This is a genomic window from Pseudomonas sp. PDM22, assembly GCF_014851965.1.
Taxonomy (GTDB): domain Bacteria; phylum Pseudomonadota; class Gammaproteobacteria; order Pseudomonadales; family Pseudomonadaceae; genus Pseudomonas.
This window is the reverse complement of the sequence record NZ_JACVAR010000001.1, coordinates 323,984-337,949: the sequence shown is the minus strand read 5'-3', so window position 1 is coordinate 337,949 and position 13,966 is coordinate 323,984. Positions and strand designations below refer to the sequence as shown.

The following is a 13,966-nucleotide window of genomic DNA, read 5'->3' as shown; positions in this document are numbered from 1 at the left end:
CACCGGCCTTGCCGGTGATCCGTCCAACACCTTAGGGGGCACTTGGCCCCGGGCCATCATCTGAATGAATGACGGCCGCGAAAATTCAGCGCTGCCCGAGCCGCACCAGCAGGCTGACCAGTTCGGCCTGGCGGCTGGTGTGGGTCTTGCGGAACAACGCACGCAGTTGGCTGCGCACCGTATTGATCGAAGTGCCGAGTTGGTCGGCGCACTGTTCGGGCGTCAGCCCGCGGACCAGCAGGTCGCCCAGGCGCTGCTCGGCCGGGGTGAGGCCGAACAGTTCGCCCAGCAGGCGGCTCTGGCGGTGTGCGTCGAGCAGCGCCAACAGCACCAGGGGGCGCTGGAAGGGCTGGTTGAAGCTGGCCTCGGCGGGCACCGGGGTGACCAGCAGTTCCTGCCCGCTGCCATCGCCCAGCGGCAGCCAGCCGGCGTTGCCCTTGTCGGCGCGGGGCGCGGCCTGGCGTACCAGGGCCTGGAGTTTCGCGTCGTGCTGGCGGCAGTGCAGGCGGCCGAATACCTCATGGAACAGCCCGCCGCGCAGACCGAGTCGCTGCTGAGCGGCCTGGTTGGCGTACAGCACGCGGGCGTTGCCTTCGAGCAGCCACAGCGGCGTGGGGTGCTGGTCCAGCAGCAGGTCGCGGTGGGCCAGTTGCTGGCGCATCTCGTCGATACGCCCGAACATCCGCGCGGCGCGGGTCAGGTGCTCGCTCAGGCGGGTCAGCAGGGTCTGTTCCTGCGGGGTGGGGTAGCGCGCGCCGAGGCTGGTCAGCACCGACAGGTAGACGCCGGAGTTGGCCTGCTCGTTGAGTTTCAGGCACGACACGTTGTGCATGCCGTTGGGGCGCTGGAATTCCTGGTAGTACGGGTCGCGGGCCATGCGCTGCGGGCCGTATTCCTCGCGGTCGTGGTACCACTGGCCGACCGGGCGGTGGAGCATGAAGCCCTTGGACGGATCGATGGTGCAGAACTCGCGGTTGTAGGTCTCGATGGCGCCGGGGTCGCAGAGGTTGATCTCGCTGGCCAGCGCGCCGCTCTCGGTCTGGTCCCAGAACAACAGGGCACCCTGCTGGCGGCCGCTGGCTGAGATCAGCTCGGTGAGCAGCGGCAGCCAGTTGGCTTCGTCGAGTACGCACTCGTAGGTCAGCCCCACCAGCCGGTCGTACCGCCTGTCCATATCCCGCCGTGGCATGGCCGCTCCATCCGTTGCTTGCGGATCGCACTGTTCGCCGTGCGCTTTCAACGTGCTCGCTCACCGTGCAGATTGCACTTTGCAGATTGCACGATCGAGGTATGGCACATGGCCTTGAGTGTCGCAAGGCCACTAATCGGCCTGCTTCGGATGAATCGTGGGATGGCGACGGAAGGCATTTCACACAACGAATTGGCACTTTTCCGCCGGACGGCTGGAATCCGGACCGCCAAGCTCATGCAGACAGTTTGAGGATTTCCCGCGATCGGCTAGAAGTTAAGAAAAGGGGCGGCCTGACAGAAAAGTCCCGGGGTGAGCCGTCACTACCCCTGCGGCCTGCCAGGAATTGAAAGAAGGAAGTCGAAACTGGTTATGGATGCAATGGGACTGTTGCCGACCCGGCGTACGACGCGTCTGCTCAAGCTGGTCTGGCCGTTCATGGTCGTGGTCCTGCTACAGACGCTGATCGGCAGCGGCAGCTTCTTTATCCTTTCGGGGGTGCGCGCCTATGTGGGTGGCGAGAGTCTCTGGTCCAAGGGCCAGAAGGACGCCATCCATTACCTGCAACTCTACGGCCAGAGCCGTGACACGATGGATTACGAGCGCTACCGCACCGCCATCGCGATTCCCCAGGGTGACCGCACCTTCCGCGCCGCCCTCGACCTCAGCCAACCCGACCTCGAACTGGCCCGCGCCGGCGCGCTGCAGGGCGGCATCCATCCCGACGATGTCGGCGCGCTGATCTGGCTGTACCGCTATTTCCACGAGTACAGCTATTTCGACCAGGCCGTGAAGATGTGGATCATCGGCGACGCCTACCTTGACCAGCTGGAGCAGCTGTCTGACGAGATGAGCGCGAAGATCCGTGCCAATGACGTCCGCCCCGGCGACCTGAGCTACTGGAACAGCCGTATCCAGGCGATCAACGACGGCGTCACGCCGGCAGCCATGGCCTTCTCCGCCGCACTGGGGCAGGGCTCGCGGATGATCATGTGGGTGCTGCTGGGGGTCAACGGGCTGACCGGTCTGGCGCTGATCCTCCTGGCGGTCTGGCGCACCCGCAAGCTGCTGGACCAGCAGCGTGCCTTCGAAAGCGCCCTGGATACCGAGCGGGAACGCGCGCAGACCACCCTGGCGGCCATCGGCGACGGCGTGGTCAGCCTCGACGAACACGAGTGCATTGCCTACTTCAACCCGGCGGCGGAACGCCTGATCGGCTGGGACAATTCCATGGCCGTCGGCCTGCCGCTGCGTTCGCTGCTGCGGGTGCTCGACGAGAACTCCCAGGCCGAGGGCCTGCCGCTGGTGGGGCAGATCCTGCGCGGCGAGGTGGACGGCGGCAGCGAGACCAGCAAGCTGATCCAGCGCCTGGACGGCACCAGTGTGGCGGTGACCCTGGTGGCCACGCCCATCCATGCGGACGGCCGGGTGGTCGGCGTGGTGCTGGTGCTGCACGACATGACCCGCGAACGCCAGTACATGGCCAGCCTATCCTGGCAGGCGACCCACGATGCGCTGACCGGCCTGACCAACCGCCGCGAGTTCGAGTTCCGCCTCAAGCAGGCCCTGGAAAGCTCGGCGGACTCCCATGACCAGCATTCGCTCATGTACCTGGACCTGGACCAGTTCAAGCTGGTCAACGACACCTGCGGCCACGCCGCTGGCGACGAACTGCTGCGCCAGGTCTGCTCCGTGCTGCAGCAGTGCCTGCGCGATGGCGACACCCTGGCGCGCCTGGGGGGCGATGAGTTCGGTATCCTTCTGGAAAACTGCCCACCGGACATGGCGGTGCAGATATCCGAGCGCATCCGCCTGACCGTGCAGGCGTTGCACTTCATGTGGGAAGGCCGTGGCTTCAACATCACCGTGAGCATCGGTGTGGTGCACATCTCCGCCATGCTGGTGTCGGTGGAGGAGGCGCTGCGCTGCGCCGACATGGCCTGCTACATGGCCAAGGAAAAGGGCCGCAACCGCGCCCAGGTGTTTCGCCCGGACGATACCGAACTGTCCAACCGCGTCGGCGAGATGGCCTGGGTACAGCGCATCCGCCTGGGGCTGGAGGAGGAGCGCTTTTGCCTCTATGCGCAGTCGATCTTCCCGGTCGATGACCGCGTGATGGAAGGTGCGCACGTCGAATTGCTGCTGCGCCTGAACGACGAGTGCGGCCGGCTGGTCGCGCCGATCAACTTCATCCCTGCCGCCGAACGTTACGGGCTGATGCCGGACATCGACCGCTGGGTGGTCGAGAATGCCTTCCGGACCCTGGCCGAGCGCAACGCCGAGGGCGGTTACGAACCGATCCATACCTGCGCCATCAACCTCTCCGGCGCCACCATCGGTGACGAAACCTTCCTCGATTTTCTTCGCGACGTGCAGCCGCGCTACGGCATCGAGCCTGCCAGCGTGTGCTTCGAGATCACCGAGACCAGCGCCATCGCCAACCTGGTCAACGCCACGCGTTTCATCCAGGAGCTCAAGGCCCTGGGCTACCGCTTCTCGCTGGACGACTTCTGTGCCGGGATGTCCTCCTTCGTCTACCTCAAGCACCTGCCGGTGGACTACCTGAAGATCGACGGCAGCTTCATCAAGGACATGCTCGAAGACCCCATCGACCGCGCCATGGTCCAGGTGATCAACCAGATCGGCCACGTGATGGGCAAACGCACGGTGGCGGAGTTCGTCGAAACCCAGGAAATCCTCGAGGTCCTGCGGGAAATCGGCATCGATTACGCACAGGGTTACGGGCTGGCGCGCCCGCAACCCTTCAACCGGAGCTTCCTGCGTGAGACCCATGTCGCAGCTGTAGCATCCGACACAACCTCCGGACGGTGACGTGCAGCCAGGAGAGGACTAACCTGAGGCCTGAATTACCGGTGCTTGCATGGATCGACCAGCAACGGAGCCTTGGATGAACGACACCTTTGTTCGCAGTGGGCCGCTCAAGGAGCTTTCCAGCTATCCGCACTGGGCCCAGCGCCTGGTGCAGGAATGTGAAACCAGCCGTCTGTCGGTGGTCGAGCACCCCCTCTACACGCGCATGCGTGACGGCCAGCTGAGCCGGCAGACCATGCGCGCCTTCCTGATCGGCGGCTGGCAGGTGGTGGAGCAGTTCCCCCTGTACATGTCCCACAACCTGCTCAAGACCCGATTCGGCCGTAGCCCCGGCGAAGACATGGCGCGCCGCTGGTTGATGCGCAATATCCGCGTCGAGCTGAACCACGCCGACTACTGGGTACGCTGGGCCGAGGCCTATGGCGTCACCCTGGCCGAGCTCAAGGCCCAACTGGTACCCGCCGAACTCCACGCCCTCGGCCACTGGTGCTGGCACAGCTGCGCCACCGAGGAGCTGGCGCTGGCCATGGCCGCCACCAACTACGCCATCGAAGGCGCGACCGGCGACTGGTCGGCCCTGGTCTGCTCCACCGATACCTACGAGCGCACCCTGCCGGCCGGCACCCGCAAGGACGCCATGCGCTGGCTGAAGATGCACGCCCGCTACGATGACGATCATCCCTGGGAAGCCCTGGAGATCATCTGCACTCTCTGCGGCCCGCAGCTCCCCATGCCGCGCTGCCTGGCGCTGCGTGAAGCGATCTGCAAGAGCTACGGCTACATGCGCATGTTCCTCGACCAGTGCCTGGCGCTGGAGCAGGTGCAGGGCGATGTGCGGCGGGGGCCGATGCAGATAGCCGGCTGAGAGGCAAACCTCCCAGCCGTGTCCGGACTCAGGGCACGAGAATGATCTTCTCGCTGCTGCCTTCGTTGATCTCGTGATAACGCTGCACGCCCTCGCTCAGCGGCACTTCGCGCAGGCCGGTGGGCAGCGGCAGCCTGCCGTCGTCGAACCACTGGCCGAACTGGCGCAGCATCGCGGCGCAGGCGACCGTGTCATACAGCAGCGAATTCACCCCCACCACCGAACCTCCCCGGCGATACAGCGCCAGGGCCGGCAGCTGCACGTGGCCGTCCACCGGCGCGGCGATGATGGCGATACGGCCGAAGGTGGCCAGGGCGGAGACCGCCGCCGGCAGCCAGAAGCCGGTGGTGTCGAAGATCACCTCGGCGCCGCCGGGGAAGTGTTCTTCCACCTGCGCCGCCAGGGTGTCCGCCGAGCCCAGCAGGATGCTCGGTACGTCCTGAGCCTTCAGCTCCACCTGCGATTCGGCGCGACGCACCGCGCCCAGTACCTGGGCGCCGCGGGCCTTGGCCAGGGAAATGGCCGCCGCGCCGACGGCGCCGGAACCGATCACCAGCAGGCGGGTACCGGTGCCGACCTGGCTGCGCTCCAGCGCGTCCCAGGCGGTGGTGAAGGGCACGCCGCAGCTGGCGGCCTGGGCGAAGCTCATGCGCTCGGGCATCAGCGCCACGCCGCCGACCGGCACGCTCATCAGCTGGGCGTGGCTGCCGTTGCGGCTGAAGCCCAGCCCCCTGCCGGTGCCCCAGACGGATTTGCCCAGCAGCTCGTCCGGGCCTTTCACCACGGTGCCGGCGAAGTCACGGCCGGGCACGCGGGGCAGGGTGGTGTAGGGGAAGCGGCCGAGGACGTTCTTCACATCGCTGGGGTTCAGGCCGGCGGCGTGGATTTCCACCAGCACTTCATCGGCGGCGGGAACCGGGTCGGCGATCTCGGTGAAGCTCAGGGCGGTGAGGTCGCCGGTGCGGTCGAATTGCAGGGCTTTCATGGCACGGGTCCTTGGCAATCAGGGGAGAAGGGATCAGGGGAACCAGCGGGTCAACAGCGGCAGGGCGTTCTCGCCGATCTGCATGCCCAGCAGGCCGACCAGCGCCACCAGCGGCGGCGCCGGTGAACGGAAGTCGAGGAAGTGGTAGGCGAGGCCGACGCAGATGCCGATGGCCAGGGATATCAGGTAGTTCATCTTGTACTCCGCGGGTGTTTCCGGCGGCTGGCGGGAATGGGGCCAGTCTAGGAGCCGCGCCGAAGCGCCGCCGGTCATTGGCTTCGGAATATCGGACAGATATGGGTGGGGAGTATTGGATGACTGTCTCAGATGCCGGCCGGCAGCGCTCCCTGTAGGAGCGGGCCATGCCCTCAATCCGCCGGCAGCGCGGGCGCTTGCTCTGATGCCAATGGTGCAGGATCGTAGGGCGCATAACGCGCCAGCGTTATCCGCCGCGACCTAATCGGCGGATAACCCGTTCCGGGTTATGCGCCCTACGGCCCCTCGCGAACTAGTACCTCTTCTGCGGGGCACACGATTCCTCGGTCTGGCTTTGCTTTTTCAGATTTCCAGAGAAACGTCCAAGCGCTCCGGAGTGCCCCTTTCAGGAGGCCGAAGGTGATCGGAGTTTCAGGGGTAGAGCGGCATGGATGCCGCGGAAGCCGCGACTGGCCAGGGATGGCCCTTCGCGGCGGGCCCCTGAAACTCCGAAGAACCGAGGGTACTTTTCGCGAAGCGAAAAGCCGGATGTAGGGGCGAGACTTTTTGGTTCCTTTTGGGAGGGCGGCTATCCGACGTTTGCCAAAAGGGACTCGCCCGAGGGGGCGAAACACGAAGCTCATGCGCACGCCGAAGCGGCGCAGAAATATCCAAGCCGAAGCAGCAGGCCCGTAACACCGAAGTCGCGGCTGGCGCCGTCGTTGCCGGCGGATCGCGGGCATGGCCCGCTCCTACAGGGGACGCTTCACCTGGCGCAATACTCCGAAGGCACCACGCCCAGCTCACGGCGGAACATCTCGCTGAAGCTCCCCGGCTGATACCCCAGCCCATGGGCGATCTGGCTCACCGCGAGGCCTTCGTTGAGCTGCGCCACTGCGGTGGCCAGTTGCACCTGCCGGCGCCACTGGGCGAAGCCCATGCCCAGGCTGCGTGTGAACAGGCGGGCAAGGGTACGCACGCTGGCGCCGGCGTCGGCGGCGTGCTGCTCGAAGGATATCTCCTGGGTCGGTTCGGCCATCACCGCCAGGCACAGGTTCAGCAGGCGACGGTCGGAGTCGTCCGGCAATGGCACGCGCAACAGCAGGCTGCGGGCGCGTTGCAGCTCCAGCACCGCCAGTTGCGACAACGCCTGGTAGTAGTCGGTATCCGGCTCGCTTTCGTGCTCCACCAGCCGGACGATCAGTTCGCGCAGCAGCCCGCCCACTTCGAATGCCTGCACCTGCTCGCCGAGGGAATCCGCCGTGCCCGGCCGCAGGTAGATGTTGCGCATCTGCAGTTCGCTGACCACGCGGATGCCGTGGGGCACCTGCGGCGGCAGCCAGACGGCACGGTTGGGCGGCACCAGCAGCGCTTCGGAAGGCGTCTCCAGCCACATCACACCGGACATGGCGTAGAGCACCTGCCCCCAGTCGTGGGAGTGCGGCTCGATGTGCAGGCCGCGCGGGTAGCTGCGGGCCAGGGCACGCAGGGTCGCCGGCGTGGCTTCGAAATCAGGGGGAGCGGCGCGGGCCATAGTGCGGGCCAATGTCCGATTCGGGCAGGGGATATGGGCCGCATGGTAGCCGCCACACGGCGCCCTGACGAGAGCGCGGCACTCGCACTGGCAGGCTGGCGCACCACCTTGTCACGAATTCTTTACGGTGCGGCAGCATGCCGCACGGGGCCTTGGGCGGTGTAAGGATTTCTTGCCGGGACAAGCGCACCGCCAGGGCGCAAACCGGCGGTACCCGGCTTGTTCCAGAGCCCCGCGACGGTTGAGATGGAGGCATTCCAGACGCCTGGGCGGCCGCGCGCCGAGCCAGCCGATAACGACAACGAGGAGGCCGGATGAACGCCGTGACCAAGATCGAACAACACAATCCCATCGGCACCGACGGCTTCGAGTTCGTCGAATTCACCGCCCCCGACGCCCAGGGCATCCAGCAGCTGCGCCAGCTGTTCACCGGCATGGGCTTCACCGAGACTGCCAAGCACCGTTCCAAGGAAGTCTTCCTGTTCCAGCAGAACGACATCAACATCGTGCTCAACGGCAGCCCCACCGGCCACGTCCACGAGTTCGCCAAGAAGCACGGGCCGAGTGCCTGCGCCATGGCCTTTCGGGTGAAGAACGCAGCGCAGGCCGCCGCCTACGTCGAATCCCAGGGCGCGAAACTGGTGGGCAGCCACGCCAACTTCGGCGAGCTGAACATCCCCTGCGTCGAGGGCATCGGCGGTTCGCTGCTATATCTCGTCGACCGTTATGGCGACAAGAGCATCTATGACGTCGACTTCGAGTTCATCGAAGGCCGCACCGCCAACGACAACGCCGTCGGCCTGCTGTGCATCGACCACCTGACCCACAACGTCAAGCGCGGCCAGATGGACGTCTGGTCCGGCTTCTACGAGCGCATCGCCAACTTCCGCGAAATCCGCTACTTCGACATCGAAGGCAAGCTCACCGGCCTGCTGTCCCGCGCCATGACCGCGCCTTGCGGCAAGATCCGCATCCCGATCAACGAGTCGGCGGACGACAAGTCGCAGATCGAGGAATTCATCCGCGAATACCACGGCGAAGGCATCCAGCACATCGCCCTGACCACCGAGGACATCTACGCCACCGTGCGCCAGCTGCGCGCCAACGGCGTGGATTTCATGAGCACCCCGGACACCTACTACGCCAAGGTCGACACCCGCGTCGCCGGCCACGGCGAGCCGCTGGAGCAACTGCGCGAGCTGAACATCCTCATCGACGGCGCGCCGGGCGATGACGGCATCCTGCTGCAGATATTCACCAACACGGTGATCGGCCCGATCTTCTTCGAGATCATCCAGCGCAAGGGCAACCAGGGCTTCGGCGAGGGCAACTTCAAGGCCTTGTTCGAATCCATCGAGGAAGACCAGATTCGTCGTGGCGTGATCTCCGACCAGTAACTCGCTTGCCCGGCGGCCGCGCGGATAGCGTGGCCGCCCACGGAGAACCGCCATGCTCACCTTGTATTCCTACTGGCGCTCCAGCGCTGCCTATCGCGTGCGCATCGCCCTCGGGCTCAAGGGCCTGGCCTACCGCCAGGTCGCGGTGCACCTGGTGAAGGACGGCGGGCAACAGCACGCCGCCGACTACCAGTCGCTCAACCCGCAGGAGCTGGTGCCGCTGCTGGTGGACGGCGACGCGCGCATTGCCCAATCTCTGGCCATCCTCGAATACCTCGACGAAACCCATCCGCAACCCGGCCTGCTGCCGCGCGATGCGCTGCAACGTGCGCAGGTCCGCGCGCTGTCCCTGCACATCGCCTGCGACATCCATCCGCTGAACAACCTGCGGGTGCTGCAGTACCTCAGCGGCCCGCTGGGTGTGGCGGACGAGGCGAAAAGTGCCTGGATTCGCCACTGGGTCGAGACCGGCCTGCACGCGGTGGAAAAGGGCGTCGCCCACTGGACCGGCCCGCTGTCCCTGGGCGAGCGCCCCGGCTACTTCGAGGCCTGCCTGATTCCCCAGTTGTACAACGCCCGCCGCTTCGACTGCGACCTCTCCGGTTGCCCGCGCCTGCTCGCCATCGCCGCGCGCTGCGAATCCCTCGAAGCCTTCCAGCAGGCCGCCCCGGAGGTGCAGCCCGACGCCCAGTGAAGTTGCCAGTCGAGATCACAGCGCCACTGCCCGACTTTGAGTCGGGCCGCCCGCGATTGACCGTGCGGCCCGACCTTTCCTAGAGTGTCCGGGCCATTTTTCGTCAGAGGGATACTCATGAAAAAAGCACTTTGGCTGCTCGCGGCCGCCGTGCCGGTCCTCCTCGTCGCCTGCGGCGGTGAAGAGAAGAAAGCACCCCAGGTCGACGCGCTGGTCCTGCCCGGCGACGCCAAGCTGGATTCGCGCAGCGTTTCGTACAAGTGCGAGGACGGCCGCAAGATCAGCGTGCAGTACCTGAACAAGGGCGACAACAGCCTGGCCGTGGTGCCGGTGACCGACGCCTCCAGCCTGGTCTTCGCCAACGTCATCTCCGCCTCCGGCGCCAAGTACGCCGCCGGCCAGTACATCTGGTGGACCAAGGGTGAAGACGCCACCCTGTACAAGGACTGGAAAGGCGGCGAGCCCGCCGACGGCGTAGCCTGCAAGGAGAGCTGATTCCTCTTGTGGCGCCCGAACGGAAAAGCCCGGCAGATGCCGGGCTTTTTCATGTCAGCGCGCCATGGGCGGATGAGCTTTTGTAGGGCGAATAACGCGCCAGCGTTATCCGCCCTACGACCGAACATAGGCCGAGACGCGGATTACACCTGTAGGAGCGGGCCATGCCCGCGATCGCGCGCATGGCGCGCTCCTACAATTCGCACCCTGTCAGAAGGTGAATTCGACGTTCACCGTCGGCGTCGAGGTGCGGGTGCCGCGTCCGCCGTCCACGCCGAACTTGTTGTGCCAGTACTCGTAGCCCACGCCCAGCCACAGGTTCGGCTGACGCTTGGTGCCGGGCAGGGTGGCGAACATCAGCGAGGTGCGCACCAGCGTTTCCGGCGCGGTGTCGTTGTCGTTGTAGTCCTCGCCCTTTTCCCCGGTGTAGTTCAGGAAGCCCTGGAACTTTGCCCCGTGGTCACCCAGCTGGAACGGCCGCAGCCAGGTCAGGTTGACCATGTAGGTGGTGTCGAAGGTGTGGTCCGGGTGCTTCACGTTGGGGATGCCGGAGTGGTTCTTCTCGCGGTAGTAGAACAGCGAGAGGTCCAGCACGCCGGGCCCGTTGAACTTGATGGTGGGGCCGAACACCAGTGCGCGCTTTTTCGCCGAGCCGAGGTTGTTGTTGCGGCTGGCGTCGAAGCCGAAGGTGAAGGCGTGGTCCTTCACCAGACCCTTGCCCTGCGGCAGGTCGAACACCCGCGAGGCGTACAGCTGGCTGCGGAATACCCCATAGACCTCGCTGCTGCCGCTGTCGGTGCCCTTGCGCGGGTCATCGCTGTCGGACTGCAGCACGTCGAGGTGGAAGAAGTTGCTGCCGTAGCGGTAACCGTCGGCGTGGCTGAAGCTGAAGATGCGCTTGCTGATGTCGTGCGGGTTGTTCGGGTTGGTGAAGCCCTTGCCGTAGCGGAAGCCCAGCGTGTTGCTGGTCCACTCGAAGAAGCGATCATCGTCATCGGCCTGCGCCATGCCCAGCGGGGCGAGCACCAGCGCGGTACCGAGGGCGAACCGGCGGCCGGTGCTCAGGCGGCGGCTGGAACGCAGTTGGGGGCGGGCGGCGCCAAGGGCCGTCATCGCGGAAGAAACCATGCTGCACCTCTGTGTTGTTCTTATTTTTTGTGGCTTCGGGGCCGGCGTCCCGCAGGGTGAACTGCGGTCGGTGACAGGCTGGGTTCTAATGGTGAATTGATGACATTGCAAGAAAAACTTGTACACAAATACGTATACAAAAATTGACGCAGAAGTCAGGAATGGGCCTTGCGCGGCGCTGTACTGCGGCTTGGCGACAGACTGGTCGCCAGCCGTTATGCTGCTGACTTTCCGACTCTTCCGACAGCCATGCTGCAAATTTCCAACACCGTGCAGATCCCCGACGCCGAGATCGAGCTGAACGCCATCCGCGCCCAGGGCGCTGGCGGACAGAACGTCAACAAGGTATCCAGCGCCGTGCACCTGCGCTTCGATGTGCGCGCCTCATCCCTGCCTGAGTTCTACAAGGAACGCCTGCTGGCCCTGAGCGACCAGCGCATCACCAGCGACGGCGTGGTGGTGATCAAGGCGCAGCAGTACCGCACCCAGGAGCAGAACCGCGAGGACGCGCTGAACCGCCTGGCAGAGCTGATCCGCAGCGTCGCGAAAGTGGAGAAGAAGCGCCGCCCGACCAAGCCGACGCTGGGCTCGAAGACGCGCCGGCTGGAAGGCAAGAGCAAGCGCGGGGCGATCAAGGCGGGGCGGGGGAAGGTGGATTTCTGAGTTGTTGGTTTGGCTGAACATCGGCGTTGGGGCGCTTCCCTCTCCCCAGCCCTCTCCCTGAAGGGAGAGGGGGCCGATTGTGCCGGCTGACAGCGTGATTTCATCCTGCGCCGAACAGTCCCCTCTCCCGCTTGCGGGAGAGGGTTAGGGTGAGGGGCATTTGCTCCTACAGGAGACTTTAGTCCTGCAGGGCGGATAACCTGGCGCAGGTTATCCGCCGCCCTCCGCACGGCGGATAACGCTGGCGCGATATGCGCCCTACGTAAAGCTCCTTTGATGAATCAGTGCACCAGCATCCCCGTGAACACATAGGCCTGCGCCAGGGTAATCAGGCCGATGAACGCGGCGAAGATCAGGCTGTGCTTGACCGTGAAGCGGAACAGGTCCGACTCGCGCCCGACCATCCCGGTGGCCGCGCAGGCCACGGCGATGGACTGCGGCGAGATCATCTTGCCGGTCACCCCGCCGGTGGTGTTGGCCGCCACCAGCAGTGTGTCGCTGACCCCGAGCTGGTGCGCGGTGGTGGCCTGCAGTGAGCCGAACAGGGCGTTGGACGAAGTGTCCGAGCCGGTCAGGAACACCCCCAGCCAGCCGAGGAAAGGCGAGAAGAACGGGAAGGCCGCACCGGTGCCCGCCAGCACCAGCGCCAGGGTCGTGGACATCCCCGAGTAGTTGGTGACGAAGGCGAAGGCCAGCACCATGCCGATGGTCAGCACGGGCCACTTCAGCTCCTTCAGCGTCTCGCCGAAGGTCGCCGCGCCGCTCTTCACGCCGATGCGCAGGATCGCCATGGATATCAGCGCGGCGAGGAATATCGCCGTGCCGCTGGCCGACACCAGGTCGAACTTGTAGATCGCCGGCATCGGCGTCGGGTTGGCCACAATAGGCGCAGCCTTCAGGACAAGCTGGTCGAGGTAGGGCACGGCGATCACCGCCACCCAGTTCTCCAGCGCGCCGCCGGGCAGGAACATCGCCTTGAAGGGCTTCATGGTCCAGATGGTCACCAGCACGGTGAGGATCAGGAACGGCGACCAGGCCTTGAATATCTGCCCGAAGCTGTACTGCGATTCCCGGCGCTGCAGACCGCTGCCGCCACCGACTGCGCCCAGCGTCGCCGTGCCGTCGGCATTGATGCTGGAGAACTCCGTCTCACGCACGTTCGCCGGCTGCCACACGCGCAGGAACAGGGTCAGGCAGACCATGCTCAGCAGCGCCGAGGTGATGTCCGGCAGCTCCGGGCCGATGAAGTTGGAGGTGAGGAACTGGCTGATGGCGAAGGTGCCGCCGGCCACCAGCAGCGCCGGCCAGGTCTCGCGGATGCCGCGCCAGCCGTCCATCATCGCCACCAGCCAGAAGGGCACGATCACCGACAGGATCGGCAGTTGCCGACCGGCCATGGCGCCGATCTTGAAGGCATCCACGCCCGACACCTGCCCGGCGACGATGATCGGGATGCCCAGCGCGCCGAAGGCCACCGGCGCCGTGTTGGCGATCAGGCACAGGCCGGCCGCATACAGCGGGTTGAAGCCCAGGCCGACCAGCAGCGCCGCGGTGATCGCCACCGGCGCACCGAAGCCCGCCGCGCCTTCGAGGAAGGCGCCGAAGGAGAAGCCGATCAGCACCACCTGCAGGCGCTGGTCGACGGTGATCGACAGCACCGAGCTGCGGATGATCTCGAACTGCCCGCTCTTCACCGTCAGCTTGTAGAGGAACACCGCCGCCACGATGATCCAGGCGATCGGCCAGAGTCCGTAGAAGAAACCGTAGACCGCCGAGGCCAGCGCCTTGTCCACCGGCATCTGGTAGACGCTGATGGCGATCAGCAGCGAGAGCACCAGGGTGATGGCGCCGGCGACGTGGCCCTTGAGGCGGAACACCGCCAGGGCGAGGAAGAAGAAAATGATCGGCACGAGGGCCGCCAGGGCCGAGAGGCCGAGGCTGCCGAGCGGGGTATAGAGCTGCTGCCAGGTTTGCATGGGGATTGTCCCT

At 65.6% G+C, this 13,966-nt stretch carries 12 protein-coding genes; 6 read left to right on the top strand and 6 right to left on the bottom strand.

Going from position 1 to position 13,966, the window contains the following annotated elements; all coding sequences use genetic code 11:
* Window positions 1-85: 85 nt before the first annotated feature.
* Complete coding sequence (locus tag IB255_RS01620) at window positions 86-1,189, bottom strand: helix-turn-helix transcriptional regulator (RefSeq protein ID WP_225594637.1); 1,104 nt, start codon at window positions 1,187-1,189, stop codon at window positions 86-88.
* A gap of 381 nt (window positions 1,190-1,570) precedes the next feature.
* On the opposite strand from IB255_RS01620, the gene IB255_RS01615 reads away from it, so the two are divergent.
* Complete coding sequence (locus IB255_RS01615) at window positions 1,571-4,021, top strand: EAL domain-containing protein (RefSeq protein ID WP_081519220.1); 2,451 nt, start codon at window positions 1,571-1,573, stop codon at window positions 4,019-4,021.
* Between the two features lie 76 nt (window positions 4,022-4,097).
* On the top strand, window positions 4,098-4,886 hold the full coding sequence (locus IB255_RS01610) for a TenA family transcriptional regulator (RefSeq protein WP_081519221.1): 789 nt from the start codon (window positions 4,098-4,100) through the stop codon (window positions 4,884-4,886).
* 28 nt (window positions 4,887-4,914) lie between these two features.
* On the opposite strand, the gene IB255_RS01605 is transcribed toward IB255_RS01610, so the two are convergent.
* The 3 genes from IB255_RS01605 to IB255_RS01595 all read right to left on the bottom strand — a co-directional run bounded on the left by IB255_RS01605 (window position 4,915) and on the right by IB255_RS01595 (window position 7,600).
* Window positions 4,915-5,871 (bottom strand): quinone oxidoreductase family protein, encoded by a 957-nt coding sequence (locus IB255_RS01605; protein ID WP_081519222.1) that lies wholly within the window; start codon window positions 5,869-5,871, stop codon window positions 4,915-4,917.
* 33 nt (window positions 5,872-5,904) lie between these two features.
* On the bottom strand, window positions 5,905-6,066 hold the full coding sequence (locus IB255_RS01600; RefSeq protein WP_081519223.1) for a DUF1427 family protein: 162 nt from the start codon (window positions 6,064-6,066) through the stop codon (window positions 5,905-5,907).
* 766 nt (window positions 6,067-6,832) lie between these two features.
* Window positions 6,833-7,600 carry an AraC family transcriptional regulator gene (locus IB255_RS01595; RefSeq protein WP_081519225.1) on the bottom strand — a complete coding sequence of 256 codons (768 nt, stop codon included), beginning with the start codon at window positions 7,598-7,600 and terminating at the stop codon, window positions 6,833-6,835.
* A gap of 314 nt (window positions 7,601-7,914) precedes the next feature.
* Here IB255_RS01595 and hppD point away from each other — a divergent pair, with 314 nt between their 5' ends.
* The 3 genes from hppD (at window position 7,915) to IB255_RS01580 (ending at window position 10,186) form a co-directional block, all read left to right on the top strand.
* Entirely contained in the window at window positions 7,915-8,997 is a 1,083-nt protein-coding gene (gene hppD, locus IB255_RS01590; protein ID WP_081519226.1) for a 4-hydroxyphenylpyruvate dioxygenase, read from the top strand.
* A 52-nt stretch (window positions 8,998-9,049) separates the two neighbouring features.
* Window positions 9,050-9,691, top strand: coding sequence for a maleylacetoacetate isomerase (gene maiA / locus IB255_RS01585; RefSeq protein ID WP_081519227.1), 642 nt, complete (start codon window positions 9,050-9,052; stop codon window positions 9,689-9,691).
* Window positions 9,692-9,808: 117 nt separating this feature from the next.
* A complete protein-coding gene (locus IB255_RS01580) occupies window positions 9,809-10,186 on the top strand; it encodes an MliC family protein (RefSeq protein ID WP_015476418.1) in 378 nt (125 codons plus the stop codon).
* 210 nt (window positions 10,187-10,396) lie between these two features.
* Here IB255_RS01580 and IB255_RS01575 read toward each other — a convergent pair whose 3' ends face one another.
* Complete coding sequence (locus IB255_RS01575) at window positions 10,397-11,194, bottom strand: nucleoside-binding protein (protein WP_225594677.1); 798 nt, start codon at window positions 11,192-11,194, stop codon at window positions 10,397-10,399.
* Window positions 11,195-11,563: 369 nt separating this feature from the next.
* Here IB255_RS01575 and arfB point away from each other — a divergent pair, with 369 nt between their 5' ends.
* Window positions 11,564-11,977 (top strand): alternative ribosome rescue aminoacyl-tRNA hydrolase ArfB, encoded by a 414-nt coding sequence (arfB, locus tag IB255_RS01570; RefSeq protein ID WP_081519491.1) that lies wholly within the window; start codon window positions 11,564-11,566, stop codon window positions 11,975-11,977.
* A gap of 281 nt (window positions 11,978-12,258) precedes the next feature.
* On the opposite strand, the gene IB255_RS01565 is transcribed toward arfB, so the two are convergent.
* The gene (locus IB255_RS01565; RefSeq protein ID WP_192209734.1) at window positions 12,259-13,953 is read right to left on the bottom strand and encodes a lactate permease LctP family transporter; all 1,695 of its coding nucleotides are present in this window, start codon (window positions 13,951-13,953) and stop codon (window positions 12,259-12,261) included.
* Between the last annotated feature and the right edge of the window lie 13 nt (window positions 13,954-13,966).